The following is a 21368-nucleotide window of genomic DNA, read 5'->3' as shown; positions in this document are numbered from 1 at the left end:
AAAACCACGAGGCCCCGTCAGCCGCGGGCTGATTCCGTCGTCACGTCTGCTGTGCTCGCGCGTTCGCGCGTATCGTCAGTTCGAGAGTCGTCACCGTCCGAAAGGACCGTCCGGTCGGGGAGCGTCGGGTTCGGTTCGCGACCGAGCGTCAGGAGTCGTTCGGTGAGCGTGAGCTCCTCGGAGACCGGGCTGGGCTTTTCGATCGCCTCGTATTCGACGGCCACACCCTCGGGCTCGGACTCGATGCGGACGGCACACAGCTGGTAGGAAGGATAAAAGACCGGCGGCAGTCGGCCGGCGATGACCTCTCGACGGTGGAGTCGCTTCAGCCAGGTGCCAGTGTTGACCAGGAGCCCGCCGTCGACCTGCCGAACCTTTGGACGGTGGGTGTGACCGTAACAGAAGATCGCCGTCTCGGGGTTCTGCAAGAACACTTCGCGTGCGGCCTTGCGGTACGGTCGCTCCGGATCGACCGTGATCTCGGTCTCGAAGACGCCGAAACGGTCGATCGTTTTCCGGGCGTCACGCAGGAAGAAGTAGGCGGGGATCCCGACGAGCAACAGCAGGCCGGCGATCGCGACGTTCACAGTAAGCAGGAGATGGGCGGCCGCCCCGGCGATCCCGAACTGGCCGAGGAACGCCTCGGTTCGCTCGACCGGCATCGACCAGATCCCCGCCAGGTCCAGCCCCGCCAGCACCGCGAGCACGAGGCTGATGTTGAACAGGAACAAAAACGGGACCGCGGCGTACCGCAACAGGGGGTTCATCTCCCGGTAGAAGTATTTCGAGACCAGCCAGTTCGGCATTCGCTCCGTGGGGGTCACCGCCTGGACGTCCTTCAGCCAGTTGAACCGGCCGCGATCCGAGAGGTGGCCGGCACGGCTCACGACGTGGGTGTTGTAAAAGTAGCCCAGCGGCGTCATGTGGGGGTTCCCCCAGTCTTCGATCCGGTTGTTCGGATCCTGCTGGTGGCCGTGCTCGAAGTGGATCACGCGGTCGCCGACCGGGCGGGTGATCGACCGGTCCTGGACGACCTCGACGTTGTACGCTGCGAACCGATCGACGTACTCCTCGTAGGCGGCGAGTTCGTGATCGTGGTTGCCGGGGAGCATCGTGATCGGGACGTTCTCGCCGGTGTCCCGGAGCTGCTCGAACAGCTCCGGATACGTCTCCTCGAGGACGTCGAACTTCTCCGGGCCGTCGATCCCGGTGAACTCCCAGAGGCCGAACGCGTCGCCGTTGATTATCAGCTCGGCGTCCTCGTCGGTTTTCGCCAGCCGTTGCAGGAAGTCCAACAGTTCATCGAAGAACTCGATCTCCTCCAGCTGTTCGTCGCCGCCGATGTGAAGATCGCTGATCACGTAGTAGACCGGGTCCTCGCCCTCGGCAGCCATATCGGGTGCTCCGGTTCCGGCGTAATAGGGGTTGCCCTCGAGAACGAGTCGTCGAGAACAGCTTCGAGATAGCAGTAATATTTGAGTGATGCAATAGAGACAACATGTCGGAAGCGCTGCCTTCTTGCGGGTTAATGTTTCGAACAAAGGAGGAAACGGTGCGGCGGCGTAACGTTCTGCATGTGGGGGTTGGTATCACTACTCTCACTCTCGCGGGCTGTCTCGGAGGTGACGACTCGACCGAAGGAGAGCCAGAAACGGGCGAGGAAGAGGATACAACCGGGGACGGGCGTGACGGCGGAGAGCTCGTTTTCGCCCAGCAGCAGACGCCCCTGGAGCTCGATCCGATCGAGATCGACGACATCTACTCCCAGCAGATCGCCTCACAGCTGTACGAACCACTGTACGACTTCGACGCGGGAACCGAGCCCGTACCAAAGATGGCAGCGGAATTGCCGACCGTCGAACGCGACGGCGAGCGCTACATCGTCGAACTTCGGGATGGCCCGCGGTTCCACAACGGCGAACGGGTGACGGCGACCGACGTGAAACACTCCCTGGAGGCACCCCTCGAGGAGGAGACAGCCAACGCAGCCGACGTCGACATGATCGAGTCCATCGACATCGTCGACGAGCAGACGGTGCAGATCGACCTCGAGTTCGGCTATGGGCCCTTCTTCACGTTGGTTCTCACCCGCAACATCGTCCCGATGGACGTCCGGACCGAGGACAGGACGGCGTTCAACAAGGAGGCACCGGTCGGCTCGGGTCCCTACGAGTTCGTCGACTGGACCGAAGGGGAGTTCGTGGAGCTACAGCGGTGGGATGACTACTGGGACGAATCCCCGAACGTCGAGCGGCTTCGGTTCGAACCGATCGAGGAACAGACCACCCGCGTGACGGTACTGGAAACCGGTGACGTCGACGTTATCGGTGGAATCCCGCCACAGCTGTGGGAGACCGTCGAGAACAACCAGCAGGCGACAATCGACGAGGCGCCGGGGATCTCCTACTTTTATCTTGCCTTCAACACGAACGAGGGGCCCGCTGCCGATCCGCAGGTCAGGGAGGCGATCGACTACGTGTTCTCGATGGACCAGGCCGTCGAGAACTTTGTCGAACCCGCCGGCGTCCGAAACTACGGGCCGGTCCCGGTCCCGGTGGCCGAGACGTGGGAGTTCCCGATCGACGAGTGGGCCGAGATCCCCCACGATCGCGACCTGGATCGGGCAGCCGAACTGCTCGAGGACGCGGGGGTGTCGGAGGATTACGAGTTCACCATCCTCACGCCGCCGGACGACATCCGCGAGCAGATCGGGGTGAGCGTCGGGAACGGGCTCGAGGAAATCGGTTACAGCGCCCAGGTCCAGCGGCTCGACTGGGGGACGTTCACCGACACGTACAACACCGGAAACGAGGACGACTGCAACATGTACACGCTGGGTTGGCTCGGCGGCCCCGATCCCGACAACTACGTGTACAACCTCTTTCACGAAAGTCAGGAGGGAGTCACGAACGGAGTTTACTACCGGGATGACGACCTGATGGACGAGATCCTCCAGGCCCGTCGCGGCGGAAGCATCGAGGAGCGCCGTCCGCTGTACGAGTCGGCCATCGAGACGATCCTCGAAGACCGGTTGCACATCCCGGCGTACAGCCTCAGCGTGTCGCTGGGTATCCGGGACCACGTGAACGACCTCGTCGCCCATCCCCGCGAACAGCGCAACCCGCGGCTGGTCAGCGACTACAACAACGTCTGGCTCGACGAGTGATGAAAGTCGCACTGCTGAACGCCTCGCCGAATCCCGATCGGACGTTCGACAACTTCCGCGGAATCCTCGGCGAGCTCGATTCATACCGATGTTCGCTTTCGGACTACCGAATCCAGGAGCGAACGTTCCCGGATCCCGGCGGGTACGACGCAGCTATCATCTCGGGATCGGCAGACAGCGTCTACGACGACGAGCCGTACCTCGACGAGCTCCGAGCGTGGATCCGCGACGTCGACCTGTCGTGTTTCGGCGTCTGTTTCGGCCATCAGGCGATCGCAGACGCCTACGGCGGTCGCGTCGAGGAGCTGTCCGACGGTGAACTGGGGTATCGCGGCGCCGTCCACTGGGGGGATCCGCTGTTCGATGGCGTCCCTCGGCAGTTCGTGAGCTTCCAGAGTCACGGGGACGGTGTGGTCGAGCCGCCGGACGGCGCCGACATCGTCGCCGCAAACGGCGTCTGTCTGCAGGCAATGCGGGTGGGCGATCACGCTACGGTGCAGTTTCACCCCGAGATCGGGCTGGAGTACGGCAGGGATCTCGTCGACTCGGTCGAAGCCGACGCCGACGATCCGGAAACCGAGCCAGACTTCGATGCGGTCCGGAAGACCCTGACCGAAGCCAACGAACGGCAGGCGAAGCGTGTCCACGCGGTCTTCGAAAACTACCTCGACGCGATCGCGTGAGTCTCGCCACCGGTCGTCGGTGACGGCGCCTTCGTCGGTAGCGCCGATTTGAAAATCGGTGACTCGGCTTCCTCCCACCCTACTGCGTCCTCAGAAGGCGAAGTGTTCTGATCTGCGAACGAGAGGTTTGCTCTCGCTAACGCTCTCCTTCCCGATGATCGCTGCGTTGCTCCTTGAGAACGGAGGCTCCGCCTCAAACAAATCGACCTGTCGAAAAGGATTATTGTCTCCTCGTCGGTAGAAGGGCGTATGTCCCTGCGGACTGCCCTCCTGGCCGTCGGCCTCCTCGTCGTCGGCTACGTGTTGTTCGTGGCGTTCCTCGCGATGGGACCCATCGCCTGGGTCGTGTTCGGAACGATGATCCTGATCGGAATGATCCAGGTGTATCGAACGCAGCGTGCCCCGGACCGCGATAGCGAGAGTGAGCCACGGTTTTGCGCCAACTGTGGGGCAGAACTCGCTTTCGAACCCGTCGACGAGGACGGTGACGGCGAGGACGGCGATGGTGCGGACGGTGACGGCGAGGACGGCGATGGCAAGGATGGTGAAAGTTCGGACGGCCAAGACGAGCATCGTGAATACAGTGTCAACTTCTGCAGTTCCTGCGGGGCGCCGGTGCCCGACGCCACCGACGGCGACGCTGGCGGCGGTGCCGAGAGACGGCGGCAAAACTGCCCCGACTGTGGTGCGCCGAACGATCCGGATCTGACCGCGTGTGACTACTGCGGGACGGCGTTGTGACTATTTACTGGGACGGAAAGGGGTCTGGGTCCTCTGGCACGTCCCGCTGTTCCCGGGTGGGGACGCTACACAACGCTGGCTTTCGCTCGCGGTTGTGAGGTGCCGAACAGTGGGCCGGCGCAGATTCTGAACCCCGCAAGACGGTCCTGCTCGCCCCTTTCAGGGGCTGTGCGGGCTGCGACTTGCTGGTCCCTTCGCTCGCCAGGGGCTCGCGCAGGACTGCGGTTACGGCACGAAGCCCCGGACACATCGGTCCACTTCACCGGCAGGCAGACTATAACCATGTCCGACCCTGCCAAACTCGAAGCAATCGACCCGAGAGAAGCCAAAGAACTGTACTGCTTCCCCTCTCCGGTGATGACCTAGACTCCGTTTCCGAGATCTTCCAATGGGTCTGCTTTGTTCATCTCCCGCGTTCACCCCCGGAATCACCGGACAGTCCGGGGCTGATGTTATAGTGTCCTGCAAATACACCATACAGTCCCCGTACCTACTGTTCGGCGATTTTCCTTCATATAATTATTAAATTCATGGGTCAGATAGCGGATGAGAATATTACCGAAACCCCTTCTAGGAAATGGAAAGCATAGAAGGAGGGTTTCTATTCCTGCATCAACCTCCGTAGGTTTTGCTGAGTGTTTCTGTCCTCGTTGACTTCAAAGTCGGTGCCTTCTGCAATACTCCTCATTGAATCCATCAACCCTCGATATAACGGTGAAAGTTCCGTGATTGCGAGGTTGCCGTTGCTTGATTGTTTTTCAAACACGAGGCCACTGTCGTCATTAAACTGCATTATTAGAGCGTGTCATAGAACTCTTCACACACTCTAGTCAGCCTAGTTACCATTATAGCACGTTATCTGCTTAGAGGGCCGTGCACCGAGTGCACGTGGTTTAGAACTAGTCAAAGAGTACCCTTTCGTTTCCGAATAATGATTTCTCGCACCCGTTCAACGTGGTTCGTCTCGGATTGAACGAATGCTGTGAGGATGGCTTCGACGATCTCGGAGCGGCTGACTCCGAGATCGTCACATTCAGCGACCAGTTCATCTACTTCTTGCACGATTTCCTCGTCAACAGCGACTCCGAACTTCTCTTTTGCCATAGTTATAACACTCTAAGAACAGCGTGCACCAAGTGCACGGCGCTTTCAATTCGTTAGAGCTGATTCAGCGAGCCATGAGAACTATTCTATGACACGCTCTTATTAGGTAATGGCCGCCGTTGCCGTCATTGAATTCTTTGAACGAGTCCAGTGTCTCCTTGAACGCCTCGGCATCGCTTCCCATACTCTGGAGGTGAAGCCCCAACCAACTTATAACATAATGGCGAGCCAACCATTTGCGATTTTAATAGCTATGACCTAATCTCCGACCACGCCCCTCATTCAGACCAGTCGTAGTGGTCGGAATCAGGGGTGGCCCCTCCCCTCGTTCAGACCGCTCCCGGCGGTCCGATAACTGTCTATTCTGGGACCGCCCGGTTTCGCTCTACGCATTCATGGCTCCCGGTCACCTCGACGCGCAGGGTGGCGTTGGAACAAACGTCGCACCTACGCTCACAACCGGGCGAATGAGACGCACCCGTTTCAGGTATCCAGTCGATTCTGACAGCGGGAACTGACTTATAGAGGTTAACAATTTGCACCAAACCAATGCACTAATAAAATAAATGTCAGTATGTAAACAAGAATTTGCAGGAGGTGATAGACCAACACTACACGAAGACCGACGAGCAATACTGGTACAGCTGCAAAGAGTGTGAGGCTAAAGTCTACGCGGGCCCCATGATTATTCAGACCTCGCACTTCAAGAAGTCCGGGCGCACCCCGAGAGATAGAGACGAATCCAGAAAACCGTCGTACATCGACGGCTCCAACTGCACTGCAATTGAAATCTAGTTCGCCCGACCCGGTATTTCGGACGCGAACCCCTAGCTATACGGCGATTTAGTTCATATCTACATCGACTGCGGGAGAAGTGGGCCGGCGCAGATTCGAACTGCGGTTACGGCCACCCGAAGGCCGAAGGATACCAAGCTACCCCACCGGCCCGCATGTTGATACAGTCTCGTTCGTCGTTTAAGACTTCCGGATCGACGGGAGACGCCGGGCTACGGGCCCCGAACGATTCCTCCGTACCGGTCGAGATAATAAACACTTCGTCGGTTATCTTTACGGGAAAAGCCTCGGGAGATTATTGCCAGCCGGGACGAAATTTTTTCACATGGGATCGGGAACCGCCATCGGAAAATTGCTCGGTGATTCCCGGGAGTTGCGCGCGGAACTGTCCGTGCGTCTCCCAGACGATCACCCCTGTCCGCTCACGGACGCATGTTCCTGCGTGACCGAGATCGAAACGGCGAGCCTGAACGGCGACTGCCACCTGATCACGAAGGCCTCGACCGGCCGGGAGTCGGTCGACTCCGTCCAGTACGTCAGTACAGACGTCGAAGAGTCGTGTTTCTGCAACGCCTTCACCGAACACCAGTGCGTCGCGGTGATCACCGACCGGAAACAGGGCGAGTTGATCGTCGAAACGTATCCACCGGACCGACTCACTCTGATGGACGTCGTCCGGGACGTCTCGGAGATCGCCGAGGTATCGGTCCGGCAGCTCTCGCTGGTCTCGAAGCTCGAGGGACCCCACGAACTCGAGACGGTGAACGTCTCCCGGCTGACCGACCTCGAACGCGAAACCATCGACTGGGCGATCGAACAGGGGTACTACGAACGCCCCCGCGAGATCGGCCTCGACGAGATCGCCGACGAGTTCGGCGTCTCGAAATCCTCCATCTCACAGCGACTGAGCTCCGCAGAACGCAAACTCGTTCTAGAAGCGATGGGGTGAACTCGACCGCGGTCGTTTCGGCACCGGAGTGCGGTTCACCGATCGGGCTTTCGACCCCGGATCGACGCGGACACCACGTGAACCGCGAGGCTTTCCCCTCGTCTTTCCGTAACCAACCTATTACGGTCTTGTGGCCAAAGGTACTGCCATGGCTGACAGCACGCAGTTCGTCTTCACCAGTGGACTCATCATCGGCGTGGCGCTGGTTGTCCTCGGCGTCGGCGCCTGGGTTCTGACCGATTTCGCCAGCATTACGGCGCTCATTCCGGCTTTCTTCGGTATTCTCGCCGTGGGGTTTGCTTCCGTCGGCCGGGAGACCGACCGCGAGCGCCTTTCAGTCTACGGGATCGGAGCACTGGGCGCGCTGGCTGTGCTCGGCTCACTGCGTGCAGTACCCGAGATACTCGCAGTGGCGACCGGCGGTGAAGTAGGGTCCGTCGTCGCCGTGGCTTCCCAGGGGACAATGATCGTCCTCGGGGTGGTACTGGTGGTCGTGGCTGCTCGTGCAGTGGCCGCAGAGCGGTGACCACGCACTGCCAGTGCCGGTGGACACTGGCCCTCGCACGCTGATTTTAACGAGCCAAAGACCCGACTCACGAGATCCGATACCGTCTCCTGCGCCGTTTCAGTACCGTTGGTAGCCGTCAGTGTCGAGATAGTTGTGCGCAATGGCGATCGCGTGGTCGGCGTGGATGCGCTCGGGGCCGACCCGGACGCGTTCGTCGGCGACTGTCGAAACCAGCGCCGCCTCCTCCTCGCTGAAGTCGTGGTGATCCGAGAGGACGAACACGGGCGCGTCGGGCACCGCGAGCTCCGGCAGCGGCGTTCCGTCCTCGTGGAGCTGGATGGCTGTCGGATCGGGTGGCCCGCCCTGTCCCGGGCCCGAGACGCGTCGCCCGCCGCCGGCGACGGACTCGAGCGTCTCCTCGAACCCCATGCGGTAGAGCCGGACGCCGGGGGACGGCTCGGCGGGTTGGTGACCGATGGCTCCGTCGCTTGCCGCAAGTGCGCCGCGAACCCGGGCGGCGACGTTGCGCTCGTCGGGCGCGAGGTTGCGGACGGTGCCGCCGTCGAAGCTGACGGTGAAGGTGTCGCTCAAAACGAGGTGGACGCGGACGTTCTCGCGGATCCCGTGCGAGAGGAACAGTCCGGCGTTGACACACCGCGCGAGCAGGTCGAGCCGGCCGGCGCCGCCCGGGAGATCCGACAGCGAAAAGTCCGGCGTCGTCGGGGCGTCGTGGCCCACGATTACGAATGAGACACTCCCACCTTTTTCTGCGTCGGGTGCTTCGCTCACTTCGTTCGCTCAGCACCGCTCCTTGAAAAAGCTGGACCAAAAAGGCCGGCGGCTCACTTCGTTCGCCGCCGGAACAATTTCTTGTGAATCGTTATTCCGTGGTGTTCCTCACGGGTGCTTCGCTCACTTCGTTCGCTCAGCACCGCTCTCCACGGGCGACCTGTGCGTCGCCCGTGGGGCAGCGAGACGCCGAGGGCGTCTCGCGAGCCTTGAAAAAGCTGTCACGCAAATCCGAAGGATTTGCTGGATGCCACGGAGCTTCGCTCCGTGAGCAGACCAAAAAGGCCGGCGGCTCACTTCGTTCGCCGCCGGAACAACTACTCGACAACGCCTTATTTGAGTCATGTACTCTTTGAAACCCGTAGTAACCAGTCGATACAGGTGACTCACATACCACTTAGTGAACCGCCTCGGGGCCAAGTGGTTCGAGAGACTTCGTCTCTCGTCATCACGGAAGACGAAGTCTTCCGTACGACCCCGAGGCACTCGCCTTGCTTATGTGTAGAGAAAAAGACGATTGCTATTTTTCCAGTTGTGCCGAATCCCGAGATAGTCCTCGCACGGACGATCATTCGTTCCCAACGCGACTGCGATTGGTATCTCCGGTTCGCGGTGGCGAGAAACCGCACTGGGATCACTCTCCGCGTTTGCCGTACGTCTCCTCACCCCAACCGAAGTCGGACGCTTCGTCGTTCCGTTCGAGGTAATTCTCCAGTACCTCCTGTACAGCCCGGCCGAGATTATCTAACGCACCGTCGATCATCGAAACCGTGCCCGAATCGAGCGATTCGGTCACGTCTCGCTTACGCCAGTCGTCCGGAATCGTCGGGGCGTCGAAGCGAAGACGATTTTCGGTCGGGTCCCAGTAGAAGTCGAACGCCTGGAACAGGCCGAGGTCGCTAACGATTCGGACCTGCTCTTCGTCGAGATTCGTGTACGCGGCCCACTCGTTGAATCCCTCCTTCCACGCACCCTCCTCTAGCAGGTCTTCGATATCCTCTCGGTAGAAGTCCTCCGATCCGAGCGTCTCTTCCTGCCACTCAAACTCGCGTGGCATCCCCCGGTTCGAGAGGTCTGGTGATTCCGGAACCTCGACATCAAGCGCCATACTAATGGTTTCACTGGGAACACAATAAAGCCCCAATACCAGTTCCCAACGAGAGAGGCGAGATGCCCTCTCAAAAGAACTTCCCGTATGTAAACTACCCCACCCTACTTCGCTCATCGCATACGCGGTTCGCTCGTTGAGGGTGGGGCTTTGACGTGGACTCCCGTTCCGGCCACCAAGACCGGTGGCCCGGAGAGGCCCGTCTCCCCGTCCAAGGGGCTTCGGTGCTTACACGGTCACGGTCATCGTCCCGCCATTCAGCGCAACGTTTACGGGTGCGCCTCCGTCGCCCCCGGTCTGGTTGCGGCGGAGTAGCCGCCGACAGCAGCGTACTGCCACGTTCTTGGCGGCGTTGTAGTCGGCGTGATTCTCGTAGCCACACTTCTGGCACTCGAAGTGCTCTTGCGTGGGGCGGTTGTCCTCGTGGGTGAACCCACAACTGCTGCATCGCTGGGACGTGTAGTAGGCTGGCACCGTCTTCGCCTGCGGACTCCGCTCCAACTCCTCAACGTCGATCCCGTAGGCCTTCGCTTTGTACTCGACGTACTCATACAGGCGGTTAAACCGCCAGCGGTGATGCCACGTCGCCCCCTGTGCTCGTTTGCGGATGTCAGAGCCTGTCATAGAAAGCGTCACGTACGAAGCGGCAGGGTGCGCGAAGTGTGTCCAACACCAGCACAGCCCTGCAAGACGTAGCTTCGGTAGACGACTTCTTGAATGTCGCGGCTACCGAGACGGTATCGCTGTTCGACCATCTTGAGTTCGAGTTTCTGCTGGAGTACGACGTGTTCGCCCCCGCTCGCCGGGGGCGAACACGAGTTCACGAGCCACCTGATCTCTTTCGCGGCTTTTTGCACTGCTACTACGAGGATGTCTACGGCACACGTCCGGTGACACGAGAACTTCAGAACGGCCTTGTCTGGTACTACTGCGGACTCGACAAACCGCCATCCAGAGACACGGTTGATCGCTTTCTCACCGACCTCGAACACGTTATTGACGATGTCTTCGACAGACTCGTCGAGCAGGCCGCCGCCCGCGGCCTGCTCGACTCCACGTACTCCATCGATTCGACCCACGTTGAAGCGATCCAACACAACGACGCTGCCTCGTGGAATTACGATCCAACAGCTGAGGAATACTACTACGGCTTCGGCTGTACGATCGTTTCAACCGGTTCAAAGATCCCGATAGCAGCGGAGTTCACACAGGCCAAACAAGCGGATCAGGAGACGGCGATGCGCGTCACGCGTGACGCGCTCGCCGTCGATACACCGGTCTGGATGCTGGGAGACAGCGCCTACGACATCCTCGATTGGCACGACCACCTGCTGGCCGCAGGGGTCGTGCCAATCGCTCCATACAATCCGCGAAACACTGACGACCCGAAAGACATCGAGTACAGGATCGAAGACCGAATCGAGGAACACAGCGAGGACGTGCAGCTGAAACAGTCCATCTTGGAGGAGACGTACAACAACCGGACAGGAGTCGAACGAACCAACGACGCAGTCAAGGACTGCGGCCTCGGGCAGGTCTGCGCCCGAGGCCGCGTCCACGCACGGACAGAAGTGTTCCTTGCGCTGTGTCTCCGACTCGTCGTGGCCATCACCAACTACGAGCGAGGAAACAATCCGGGCTGTGAGAAGCTATGAGATGGATTCTATGACAGGCTCGATGTCAGTTAAATCCTCGAAGGCGATCACCGAACAGTCGTTTTCGACCGCCTCCTCGACAATCTCGTTGGCGACGATGTGGAGATACTGCTTGTAGTAGGCCGTTTCCTTCTTGCTGACACGCTGGAGTGTGCGGTGGGCCTCCTGTGAGCCTGCTTGCTGGAGGTTTCCACGGCGTTGCTGGAACTCGCGGTGCCAGTGGTCAAGTTCGTCGCCCGTCCAGAACCGCCCGGTTGACGCGACAGCAAGATTTTCGACGCCGAGGTCGATCCCAAGGACTGTATTGTGCTCAGGGACAGCGGCGTCAGTATGGGTGCTGTCGGTGTCTTCCTCGACCCGTTTGAAGCCGATGTGCAGCCAGAACTCGTCGTCGAACGGCTTGTAGTGGAGTGTGCTGGTACGGAATTCCCACTCGTCGCCGTTGAGGTATTCTTCGAACGGTGTGTTTGTCTCGTCTGCTGGGAGAACATAGTCGGCCTCGATGCGTCCGTCCACGGTGGACAACGAGACGTGGTCGGTGTGGAAGGTTGCAGCGCGTTTGTCGTACCGAGCGGTGTCAGCGGTAAACTCGGGTTGGCTGGTGTCTTCGTTCTTTTCGAGGCGTTCGACGCCAGATTTGACGGCTTCACCGGCCTGGAAGATGGCTTGCTGGACGAGATTCGCCGTCAAGTCGTGCTCTGTTTTCAGGTCGTGGTAGAGCTCGTCTTTGACAGCGTACTTGGCTGTTTTCTTGTAGTCGTTCTCGTCCCAGCAGTGGTCGCTGGTTTCGTTAGCACAGTGTTTGTACTGGTCGATGGTTTCGAGAAGTGCGTCTCTGTCGCTGTCGGTTACGAGGAGTTTGACCGGCAACGTTCGACGCACTTCCATACGTGTTTCAATGTTTTCTATTCAGTTAAATTCTTTTATTAGGTATTGGGGAATTGGCCGAGTGCAGAGAGCAGTGTTGGTGGAGAGCGTGACGCGCTCCTCCCCTCCCTACTGCGCTGCTTGAGAGACAGGCGTCTCTCTGCGCTGCTCGTTGAGGAAGGGGGCTCCGCGCTATCTTATGCTGAATGCATACCCGGGTCGAGGGGACGCTGTATTCGACAGGTCAACGAGAACCCCTATGGATCCCGCGGTCGACCCATTCCTCATGGACGAACTCGACACGCCAGTACTGGACAACCATCTGCATCTCGACCCCGAACGCGGACGCGGTATGGACGCCGTCCGGGACTTCGTCCGGCTGGGCGGCACCCACCTCCTCGTGGTCAACAAACCCTCCTGGCACCTCGACGTCGAACCCGACGAGCCCGAGCAGTTCCGCCAGGTGTTCGAAACCACCATCGGGATCGTCGCGGAGGCGTCGTCGCTTTTGCCCGGCACGGCATGGCCCGTCCTGGGCGTACACCCGACCCTGATCAGTCGGCTCGTCGACGATCGGGGATTCACGCCCGAGGAGGCAGCAGACCTGATGGCCGGCGGACTGGAGATCGCCGCCGAGTACGTCGCGGAAGGCCGGGCGCTCGCCCTCAAGTCCGGGCGACCGCACTACGAGGCGGAGCCGGCAGTCATGGACGCCGCAAACGAGGTGATGAAACGCGCCTTCGAACTCGCAGCCGATCTCGACTGTGCGGTCCAGCTCCACACCGAAGGCGCCGAGGACCTCACCGAGATCGCCGAGTGGGCCGAAGACAGGGGGCTCGACCGGACGCGGGTGGTCAAACACTACGCCGGTGGACGCCTCGCGGGGCCGATCCCGAGCGTGATGAGCGAAACGGAGCGCCTCCGCGTCGCGGCCAAGTCCGACGCGCCGTTCCTGATGGAGACCGACTTCGTCGACGACCCCGACCGGCCGGGGGCGGTGCTCGGGCCGAAAACCGTCCCACGGCGGGTCCGATGGCTGCTCGAGGAGGGCCACGAGGAGGCCGTTCGGCGCGCGCACGTCGAGACGCCGGCGCTCGCGTACGACGTCGACACCGAGGCGACGCTTGGGGCCGCCGAGTCGGCGGAATAGCGAGAACCATCGTTCAGTCCTGCGGTTCCGCTGGTCACGCCAGGGATCCACGCACGAACGTGGAGAAGAAAGGCATTTGAACGCAGCAACGAAGGGTTTGGACATGACCGAGGACGAGCCCGTCGAGTCGTTCTATTCGGAAGAACGCTGGCAGAACTGGATCGAACGCCTCCGTGAGGAGGAACTGGACCCCGAAGAGGAGGACTCCGCGCGCCTGCTTTTGAACCTCCAGGACGACGCCGCCATCGCGGTCGCGAAGATTCTGACCGCCTACGAGGAGGGCCGGATCGACGACGACCGCGCGGTCGAGGAGATCAACGACGTCCGGGAGATCGTACTCACCGAGGTGGAATTCGACGACGAGGACAAGCTGATGTTGATCGACGGCGTCCAGACAAGCCTCGTCCCCGTCTTTTACGCCGCCGAAGAGTTCGTCGTCGGCGGGGCGGTCGAGGAAGGCACCGTCGAAGAGTACCTCAGAGCCGCCGCCGACGCTGAACACGAAGAGGACCTCGACGCCGCACTGGGCTACGTCGTCCAGGCGGGGACGCTGGTGATCGACGGCACGGAACTCGACGTCCAGATCGCCGAAGACATCGACTACGGGCTCGTCTCCGAGTGGATCAACGGCCTCGACTCGCTGCAGTCGGCGCTTGCGGATCCGGAAGTCGTGGACGAGGAATAAAGTGGACTAGTCGCGCGACAGCATTGGTACCTGCTCGGACGAATTCATGCTGATAGCCTTTACCTTGTCCACGGAGGCCCTCCGTTTCCAGGCCCTCCGTTTCCAGGCCCTCCGTTTCCAGGCCCTCCGTCATCTGGATCGATACGATATACTATGAAGACCTTCTCATCAACACCAGTCTCCGCAGCAGATACTGTTGCTGTGATCTCAGACTCATCGGAATCGGGATAAAACATTGTTCTCGCTTCTCCACGTTCGGTCGTCTTCACGTTTTCGTACAGTAATTCCCCGCTCCCTTCCGTTATTTCGAACTCCACGTCGACTCCGGCCGCCGGGTTGTTGAACGCGTCCCGAACCTCCACCCGAAGCACCTTGCTCGCCCCCTGTGCGATCGTCGACACCTCGTCGCTTTTCGCCACGACGTAGGCGACGCCGGGTTCGTCGGCGCTCACGACGTCACCGCGTTCGCGGAGTTCGACCTTGCCCAGTTTGAGCCGGTAGTTCCGGTCGCCATCGAGCGTGACTGCGACCGTTTCGTCCCGGGCCTCGACCGCCACGACGTCCTCGCGGTCGAGCAGGCGGTCGCCGAACGTCTCGTTCCAGGCCGCCGGGTCGCTCCCGGGCGCGATCTCGACGGTGATGTCCTCGTCGCCCTCGCCCTCGACGACGACCGTCCGCTCGGCGGCGCTTATCGGGTCGGTCGTCACCTGCGTTTCCAGCCCGCTCGCGTCCATGTCGCCGTCGATCGCGATCAACTGGAGCCGGTCGCCCTGCAGGAGCGTCTGCCCGCCGGCCGGGACGAGGCGGTCGCCGGCGTCCCGGAACGACGCCTCGCCGGTCACGACGATCGGGAGCCCCTCGAAGTCGCTGTAGGCGGGGGCAAACCGGGCCGGCTTCGTCTCGAACTCTCGTGCGGTGCCGTCCCAGTACGCCTGCGTGTTGGCGTCCTCGGAGCTGACCGCCTGTGCGTTCTCGATCCGGACGGTCGTCGGATCGCCGAGCCCGAGGCTCCCGGTCGATGGTGGCGGGTTCACGAACACCGCCCGCGGGGGGTATCGCGCGCCGGTTTTGACCGTCGTCGTCGACGTCACGTCCCGACCGGCGCTCGCGAGCACGTCCCCCCTGAGGTCGGCCACGTCGCGAGCGGCGTCCTGGTAGGCGTCGAACTCCACCTGGCGGTTCTGCTCGGGCACCACCGAGATCTGGTACACCGCGAGCCCGACGATCAGAAAGCCGAACAGGAGTACGGCTCCGACCTGTAGCGCTTGCGCCCGCTGGTCCCCCCAGAACGTCATTACTCTCCTGAACTCTCTCCTCGGTGAAAAGTACTTCCACAAACGGGCCGCGATCGCGGCCACCTGTCGGTTACGCTTCGTCGATTTTGGTGTCGGTTACCGACTTGCCCTCGACACCCTCCGCGAGGAAGTCCCGGATCGGCGGGCCGACGTTCTCGGGTTCCACCAGGAACGCGTCGTGGCCGTGATCCGACTCGACGACGTGGTGGGCGACCGGCGTGTCTCCGGCCCGGAACGCCCGGGCCACCTCGGCGGACTGCTCGACGGTGAAATGCCAGTCGCCCGTAAAGGAGATCACCAGCGCCTCCCCCTCGAACGCCGCAAGCGCCGCCGCGTCAGAGCCGTAGTCGGCCGCGAGGTCGTACTCGTCCATCGCCCGCGTGAGATACAGATACGTGTTTGCGTCGAAGCGCTCGACGAACTTGCCAGCCTGGTAGTCGAGGTACGACTCCACCTCCCGGTACGGGAAGTACGCACCGGCGTGATCCTGCGGGAACAACTCCGTGCCGGCGTTCGCTGCGGCTTCTCGACCGGCTGTCCGCCGGCCGAACTTTCGCTCCATCGACGCCTTCGAGTGGTACATCACGTGGCCGATCTGCCGGGCGATCGCGAGCCCGCGCTTCGGCGGCTCCTGAGCCTCGCCGTAGTAGTCGCCGCCGTTCCAGTTCGGATCCGCCCGGATCGCCCGCCTGGCGGCGGCGTCGAGTCCGAGACACTGCGCGTCGAGCCTGGGCGCCGCCGCGACCGGAACGATCCGCCGGACGTCGTCGGGATACCGTTTGGCCCACTCGAGGACGTTCATCCCGCCGACGCTTCCCCCGATCACTGCGTGCAGCCGCCCCACGCCGAGTTCGTCCAGGAGTCGGCGCTGGGCTCTGGCCCAGTCTTCGACCGTCACTGGCGGGAAGTCAGATCCCCAGGGGTCGCCGTCCGGCCCCTCGCTCGACGGTCCGGTCGTCCCGTAACACGACCCCGGAACGTTGGCGCAGACGACGTAGTACTCGGTGGTGTCGACGTACTTGCCCGCGCCGATGACGTCGCCCCACCAGGCCCGCGCCTGGCCGGCCTGCCCGGTGTCTGCCTCCGGCGTCCTGGCAACGTTCTGGCTCCCGGTGAGTGCGTGACACACCAGCACAGCGTTGTCGCCGTCGAACTCGCCGTACGCCTCGTATGCGACCTCCAGGTCCGGAATCGACTCCCCGCACTCGAAGGTGAACTCGCCGACCGAGATCACGTCCGATTCGTGTGCGGTCTCCTCGCGACGTCCGCCGTCGGCCGCAGGCTCGCCTTCCGATGTCGTTGGTTCTGTCATCGTGTCGCGTCCGTTGTCGTCGGTTGCGCTGTCATCGTGTCGTCCCCAGTTGTCGGTTGCTTCCGCATCCTGTCCCTCATTCTGTCGCCTCCCGCAGTCCCGCGTCGATGTCGCCGAGAATGTCGGCCGGATCCTCGATGCCGACCGACAGCCGAACCATGTCCGGCGGCACCCCCGCCTCGCGCTGTTCGTCCGGGGTCAACTGGGCGTGAGTGGTGCTGGCGGGATGAATCACGAGCGTCTTCGAGTCGCCCACGTTCGCGAGGAAGCTTGCAAGTTCGACCGACTCGCAGAACCGCCGTGCCGCCGCCTGCCCCGCAGAGAGCCCGAACGTCACCATTCCCCCGAACCCGTCAAGATATCGCTCTGCGTTGTCGTGGGTCGGATGCTCCGGCAGCCCCGGATAGCTCACCCAGTCGACGCGGGGATCGTCCTGCAGTTCCTCGGCGACGATCACGGCGTTCTCACAGTGGCGGTCCATCCGCAACGGCAGCGTCTCGATTCCCTGGAGCGTCTGCCAGGCGTCGTCGGGCGACTGGCCGTTACCGAGGATCCGAAGCGCCCGGTGTCGGAGGACGTGCGTCAGCGCCGCGTCGCCGAACCGTTCCGCGAAGTCGACGTCGAAAGCGGGGTTCTCGCCGGAGAGTTCGGGGTAGTCGGCCTCCGGGTGGTCCCACGGGAACGTCCCCCCGTCGACGACGACGCCGCCGACCGTCGTGCCGCCGCCGTGGAGCCACTTCGTCGTCGACTCCCAGACGACGTCGGCGCCGTGTTCGAGCGGCCGACACAGCGCCGGCGTGGCGAACGTGTTGTCGACGACGAGCGGAACAGCGTGCTCGTGGGCGACGTCGGCGAGCCGCTCGAGGTCCGGGGTGAGAAGCGACGGGTTCGCGATCGTCTCCACGTGGACGAACGCGGTGTCGTCGTCGATCGCCGCCGCGTACTCGTCGTACGAGCAGGGATCGACCAGGCGCACGTCGACCCCCCGACGCGACGCGATCGTCCGGAAGTACGTGCTCGTTCCGCCGTACATCTCCGCGGCGGCGACGACGTTGTCCCCGGTGCGTGCGAGGACGGTCGTGATCGAGTCGATCGCAGCCATCCCGGAGGCTGTGGCGACACAGCCCACGCCCCCCTCCAGCGTGGCTAGCCGGGATGCAAGCGTCCGCACCGTCGGATTAGAGATGCGAGAGTAGACGTCCCCGTCAGTGCGGAGCGCGTACAGGTCGGCGGCGGTGTCGGCGTCGCCGAACTCGTAGGACGTCGTCCGATAGATCGGCGTCGCACGCGCTCCGGTCGCCGGGTCCGGGGCGGCCCCGGCGTGGAGACTCTCCGTTCGAAACCCACGAGTCATGTATAACACGCATACAGCCAACGACTTCTATAACTGTCAGTTACGGCAAGCCCTGCCGGCGGTTTCGGGTGGTGTGTTGACGAATGGCACAGCATATCGCAGCTTCGATCGCAGTCGCTGCTCGGTAGTTCCGCCCGGAAAAGCAGTGGTGCGTTCTGCGGCGGATCGCTTTGTAGCTGTGCGATCTGCAGCCGTACAGCAGAATCAGGCGCTGCGTCGTTCCTTCGCTTTCGGACGCAGACGGCTGTAGCCGCATTTGCGGCAACTGTCCGCCCGCGTCGGGTTCCGGGCGTTACAGCGCATACAGATGAGTTTGTCCAGCGTGCGGCGCTCTGCGGGTTCGAACTTGGCCATGGTCGTAGTACTGGCGGCGCGTTGTTAACAGTTGCGAGAAGCGACGACCGACAGGAGCTGCCCGTTTCAGGCGCCGGCGTCCTCGAGGGCGACCTCGAGGTCCTCCTTCTGGGTGACGCCGACGAACCGGTCGACGATCCCGTCTTCGTTTTCCACGATCAGGGTCGGGAGCGAGCGTACCTGGTACTCGTTTGCGACGTCCTGCTCTTCGTCGACGTCGACTTTGACGAGTTCGAAGCGGTCGCCCCACTCCTCGGAGAGCTCCTCGAGGATCGGGTCCTGCGTTTTGCACGGGCCACACCAGTCGGCGTGGAAATCGAGAAGTCGAACGGACATGTGTCTCGCGGTTGCAAGGGCGCGCGCATAAGAGTTTCGTGCTGTGGCGAGAGGTGCTCGAAACCGCCAGCAGAGATCAGATCAACAGCTGCACGTCGGCGTCGGCCATGTGTTCCAGCGCCGTCGCAGCGCCGACGTCGGTCGTGACGCCGTCGTGGAGGTCCTCCGCTTCATAGCCCATCAGATCCATCGTCATCTGGCAGGCCTGGAGATCTACGCCGGTGTCCAGGGAGAGTTCGAGCAGCTCTTCGATCGTCGCGGTGCCGTTCTCCTCGATCCGGCGCTTCATCAGCTTGGTCGCAACCGAGTCCATGCCGGGCAACGCAGCCAGCGCGTTCGGCATCGGCATACTCGGGTTGCCGACGGCGCTCAGTTTGAGCTCCCTGGACTTCTCCTCGTGGAGGATGTCCAGTCCCCAGAAGGTGTGGAACACGACGACGTCCCACCCGAACGCGGCCGCGGTACTTGCGAGGATCAGCGGGGGATACGCCATGTCGAAGCTCCCCTTCGTGGCGATGATCGTCATCGACTTCTGTCCGTCGTCGGTCGACGACTTCACCGCCGACAGCTCCTCTTCCAGCTCCTCGATACGGGCCTGAAGCTCCGCCGGGTCGATCCCCTCGACGGTCGGCTCCGCGTCGGCGACCCCGGAGGAGCCGGCGTCGTCGGCCTCCGATTCTGACGTGTCGGTACTCATTTCACTGGGTTTTCCGGACGTAGTGGACGTACAACGTCTCACCGCCCTCCTCGCGTTCTTCCTGTTCGAGCAGCTCGACCCCGTCGGTGCCGCCGGCCCAGCCGTCGATGTCGCTCATGCTTCCCGAATCTGTCGCGACGATCTCGAGCACCTCGTCGGCGTCGAGGTCGTCGGTCGCCTGCTTCGCTTTCACGACAGGCATCGGGCAGTTGAGTCCTTTTACGTCGAGCGTCTCCGTGACAGTGTATTCCGTGCTCATCGTTCGTCTACCCGTGTTGGGTCTATCACACAATATAGGCTGGGTTGTTAAAAAGATTGTGTTGTGTATACAATACTGTTGTCCGCGAATGAGGTCGTTTTCGTAGATAACTTAAAAGGATGCGAGTGTCGCCCCGGACAGGGTATCGGATGGGGCGGTGTCAAAAGTACACTTAAAAAGCCTCTGACCGAAGGTTCGACCTCCGATCATATATTTAAATAACTTTTATATAACTTATAGATCGCGCGGGTCGCATGGGCAATCGCGTCCTAGTACCGTCCGGGATCGGCTCATCAGTATTGTGCTAAAAAGGAAATACTATACAAAGTTTTATGGAGGTGCATCCGGTAGTAGGGGATGTACATGGACGAGATGGACTTCCCGACTCCGGACGTTCCGGTGGAGTCGATAACCCCCGAAGCACTCAAAGAGCAGATCGACGCGGGCGAACCAGTCACCCTCCTCGATACGCGGATGGAAAGCGACTACGAGGAGTGGCGCATCGACGGGCCCGCCGTCGAAAGCATCAACGTACCGTACTACGAGTTCCTGGACGACGAGATCGACGAGTCGGTACTCGAGCTGATTCCCGACGACGAGGAGATCACCGTCCTCTGTGCGAAGGGCGGAGCGAGCGAGTACGTGGCCGGCACGCTCATCGAGCGGGGCTACGACGTGAACCACCTCGAGGAAGGGATGAACGGCTGGGCGTCGATCTACGAAGCCGTCGAAGTCGAACGCTACGACGGCCCGGGGACGCTCCTGCAGTACCAGCGTCCCTCCAGCGGTTGTCTCGGGTATTTGGTGTACGACGACGGTGAAGCCGCGATCGTGGATCCGCTCCGGGCGTTCACCGACCGATATCTCGAAGACGCCGCCGAGCTCGGCGTCGAACTGACGTACGCGATCGACACCCACATTCACGCGGACCACATCTCCGGCGTCCGCAACCTCGACGAGGAGGGTGTCGAGGGCATCATCCCGGCGGCTGCAGTCGACCGCGGGGTCACCTACGCCGACGAACTGACGCAGGCGGCCGACGGCGACGAGTTCCAGGTCGGCGACGCCACGATCGAGACGGTGTTTACGCCCGGCCACACCACGGGAATGACCTCCTACCTGATCGGCGGGAGCCTGCTCGCGACCGGCGACGGGCTGTTCGTCGAAAGCGTCGCGCGCCCGGACCTCGAGGAGGGCGACGAGGGGGCCCCCGACGCGGCCCGCCAGCTGTACGAGTCGCTCCAGGAACGCGTGTTGACGCTGTCCGACGACGTCCTCGTTGGCGGCGCCCACTTCAGCGACGCCGCCGAGCCCGCCGCTGACGGCACCTACACGGCGCCGATCGGCGAGCTGGTCGAGACCATGGAGGCGCTTTCGGTCGACGAGGAGGAGTTCGTCGAGATCGTACTCGCCGACATGCCCCCGCGCCCGGCCAACTACGAGGACATCATCGCCACCAACCTCGGGCAGCAGTCCGTCGACGACGACGAGGCGTTCACCCTCGAGCTGGGACCGAACAACTGTGCGGCCAGCCAGGACGCGCTGACCGGGGACTGATCGC

At 62.0% G+C, this 21368-nt stretch carries 20 protein-coding genes, 1 tRNA gene and 2 pseudogenes; 9 read left to right on the top strand and 14 right to left on the bottom strand.

Going from position 1 to position 21368, the window contains the following annotated elements; genetic code table 11:
- Positions 1-17: 17 nt before the first annotated feature.
- Positions 18-1394 (bottom strand): metallophosphoesterase, encoded by a 1377-nt coding sequence (locus tag AArcCO_RS01950; protein WP_259534712.1) that lies wholly within the window; start codon positions 1392-1394, stop codon positions 18-20.
- A 134-nt stretch (positions 1395-1528) separates the two neighbouring features.
- Here AArcCO_RS01950 and AArcCO_RS01945 point away from each other — a divergent pair, with 134 nt between their 5' ends.
- The 3 genes from AArcCO_RS01945 to AArcCO_RS01935 all read left to right on the top strand — a co-directional run bounded on the left by AArcCO_RS01945 (position 1529) and on the right by AArcCO_RS01935 (position 4590).
- Entirely contained in the window at positions 1529-3166 is a 1638-nt protein-coding gene (locus tag AArcCO_RS01945; protein ID WP_259534711.1) for an ABC transporter substrate-binding protein, read from the top strand.
- Positions 3166-3849, top strand: a complete 684-nt coding sequence (locus AArcCO_RS01940) for a type 1 glutamine amidotransferase (protein WP_259534709.1) — start codon at positions 3166-3168, stop codon at positions 3847-3849. The genes AArcCO_RS01945 and AArcCO_RS01940 overlap by 1 nt, the downstream gene beginning before the upstream one ends.
- A 249-nt stretch (positions 3850-4098) precedes the next feature.
- Positions 4099-4590: a zinc ribbon domain-containing protein gene (locus AArcCO_RS01935; RefSeq protein WP_259534708.1), complete on the top strand. Its 492-nt coding sequence runs from the start codon at positions 4099-4101 to the stop codon at positions 4588-4590.
- A 903-nt stretch (positions 4591-5493) separates the two neighbouring features.
- Here AArcCO_RS01935 and AArcCO_RS01930 read toward each other — a convergent pair.
- Both AArcCO_RS01930 and AArcCO_RS01925 read right to left on the bottom strand, forming a co-directional pair.
- Positions 5494-5694: a ribbon-helix-helix domain-containing protein gene (locus AArcCO_RS01930; RefSeq protein WP_259532794.1), complete on the bottom strand. Its 201-nt coding sequence runs from the start codon at positions 5692-5694 to the stop codon at positions 5494-5496.
- Between the two features lie 875 nt (positions 5695-6569).
- A tRNA-Pro gene (locus AArcCO_RS01925) sits at positions 6570-6642 on the bottom strand.
- 172 nt (positions 6643-6814) lie between these two features.
- Here AArcCO_RS01925 and AArcCO_RS01920 point away from each other — a divergent pair.
- Together AArcCO_RS01920 and AArcCO_RS01915 are read left to right on the top strand one after the other, a co-directional pair.
- Complete coding sequence (locus AArcCO_RS01920; protein WP_259534707.1) at positions 6815-7438, top strand: helix-turn-helix domain-containing protein; 624 nt, start codon at positions 6815-6817, stop codon at positions 7436-7438.
- A gap of 148 nt (positions 7439-7586) precedes the next feature.
- A complete protein-coding gene (locus AArcCO_RS01915; RefSeq protein ID WP_259534706.1) occupies positions 7587-7964 on the top strand; it encodes a hypothetical protein in 378 nt (125 codons plus the stop codon).
- Positions 7965-8063: 99 nt separating this feature from the next.
- Here AArcCO_RS01915 and trmY read toward each other — a convergent pair whose 3' ends face one another.
- The 3 genes and pseudogenes from trmY to AArcCO_RS01900 form a co-directional block, all read right to left on the bottom strand.
- On the bottom strand, positions 8064-8735 hold the full coding sequence (trmY, locus tag AArcCO_RS01910; protein ID WP_259534704.1) for a tRNA (pseudouridine(54)-N(1))-methyltransferase TrmY: 672 nt from the start codon (positions 8733-8735) through the stop codon (positions 8064-8066).
- A gap of 634 nt (positions 8736-9369) precedes the next feature.
- Entirely contained in the window at positions 9370-9792 is a 423-nt protein-coding gene (locus AArcCO_RS01905) for a DUF7992 family protein (protein ID WP_345780895.1), read from the bottom strand.
- 279 nt (positions 9793-10071) lie between these two features.
- Positions 10072-10458: pseudogene (locus AArcCO_RS01900) on the bottom strand (transposase); the annotation flags it as partial.
- A 47-nt stretch (positions 10459-10505) separates the two neighbouring features.
- Between AArcCO_RS01900 and AArcCO_RS01895 the strand changes: the two are divergent.
- Entirely contained in the window at positions 10506-11498 is a 993-nt protein-coding gene (locus AArcCO_RS01895; RefSeq protein WP_259534701.1) for a transposase, read from the top strand.
- Here AArcCO_RS01895 and AArcCO_RS01890 read toward each other — a convergent pair.
- Positions 11493-12386: an RNA-guided endonuclease InsQ/TnpB family protein gene (locus AArcCO_RS01890; protein WP_259534700.1), complete on the bottom strand. Its 894-nt coding sequence runs from the start codon at positions 12384-12386 to the stop codon at positions 11493-11495. The genes AArcCO_RS01895 and AArcCO_RS01890 overlap by 6 nt on opposite strands.
- Positions 12387-12651: 265 nt before the next feature.
- Between AArcCO_RS01890 and AArcCO_RS01885 the strand changes: the two genes are divergently transcribed.
- Together AArcCO_RS01885 and AArcCO_RS01880 are read left to right on the top strand one after the other, a co-directional pair.
- Positions 12652-13515 (top strand): TatD family hydrolase, encoded by an 864-nt coding sequence (locus AArcCO_RS01885; RefSeq protein WP_259534699.1) that lies wholly within the window; start codon positions 12652-12654, stop codon positions 13513-13515.
- A 103-nt stretch (positions 13516-13618) separates the two neighbouring features.
- Positions 13619-14200, top strand: a complete 582-nt coding sequence (locus tag AArcCO_RS01880) for a DUF2150 family protein (protein ID WP_259534698.1) — start codon at positions 13619-13621, stop codon at positions 14198-14200.
- A gap of 59 nt (positions 14201-14259) precedes the next feature.
- On the opposite strand, the gene AArcCO_RS01875 is transcribed toward AArcCO_RS01880, so the two are convergent.
- The 7 genes and pseudogenes from AArcCO_RS01875 to AArcCO_RS01845 form a co-directional block, all read right to left on the bottom strand.
- Positions 14260-15495, bottom strand: coding sequence for an Ig-like domain-containing protein (locus tag AArcCO_RS01875; RefSeq protein WP_259534697.1), 1236 nt, complete (start codon positions 15493-15495; stop codon positions 14260-14262).
- A 70-nt stretch (positions 15496-15565) separates the two neighbouring features.
- Positions 15566-16807 carry a homoserine O-acetyltransferase MetX gene (gene metX, locus AArcCO_RS01870; protein ID WP_259534696.1) on the bottom strand — a complete coding sequence of 414 codons (1242 nt, stop codon included), beginning with the start codon at positions 16805-16807 and terminating at the stop codon, positions 15566-15568.
- 76 nt (positions 16808-16883) lie between these two features.
- The gene (locus tag AArcCO_RS01865) at positions 16884-18161 is read right to left on the bottom strand and encodes an O-acetylhomoserine aminocarboxypropyltransferase/cysteine synthase family protein (RefSeq protein ID WP_259534695.1); all 1278 of its coding nucleotides are present in this window, start codon (positions 18159-18161) and stop codon (positions 16884-16886) included.
- Positions 18162-18365: 204 nt separating this feature from the next.
- Positions 18366-18515 (bottom strand): 50S ribosomal protein L40e, encoded by a 150-nt coding sequence (locus tag AArcCO_RS01860; RefSeq protein WP_259534693.1) that lies wholly within the window; start codon positions 18513-18515, stop codon positions 18366-18368.
- A gap of 66 nt (positions 18516-18581) precedes the next feature.
- Positions 18582-18875: pseudogene (locus AArcCO_RS01855) on the bottom strand (thioredoxin domain-containing protein); the annotation flags it as partial.
- A gap of 52 nt (positions 18876-18927) precedes the next feature.
- The gene (locus tag AArcCO_RS01850; RefSeq protein WP_259534692.1) at positions 18928-19548 is read right to left on the bottom strand and encodes a DsrE/DsrF/DrsH-like family protein; all 621 of its coding nucleotides are present in this window, start codon (positions 19546-19548) and stop codon (positions 18928-18930) included.
- Between the two features lies 1 nt (position 19549).
- Positions 19550-19807 (bottom strand): sulfurtransferase TusA family protein, encoded by a 258-nt coding sequence (locus AArcCO_RS01845; RefSeq protein ID WP_259534690.1) that lies wholly within the window; start codon positions 19805-19807, stop codon positions 19550-19552.
- A 363-nt stretch (positions 19808-20170) separates the two neighbouring features.
- On the opposite strand from AArcCO_RS01845, the gene AArcCO_RS01840 reads away from it, so the two are divergent.
- Positions 20171-21364 (top strand): MBL fold metallo-hydrolase, encoded by a 1194-nt coding sequence (locus AArcCO_RS01840; protein WP_259534688.1) that lies wholly within the window; start codon positions 20171-20173, stop codon positions 21362-21364.
- The last annotated feature ends 4 nt before the right edge of the window (positions 21365-21368 follow it).

The organism is Halalkaliarchaeum sp. AArc-CO (genome assembly GCF_024972735.1).
Taxonomy (GTDB): Archaea; Halobacteriota; Halobacteria; order Halobacteriales; family Haloferacaceae; genus Halalkaliarchaeum.
The sequence above is the reverse complement of the archived record's forward strand: the minus strand, read 5'-3'. Positions and strand labels throughout refer to the sequence as shown.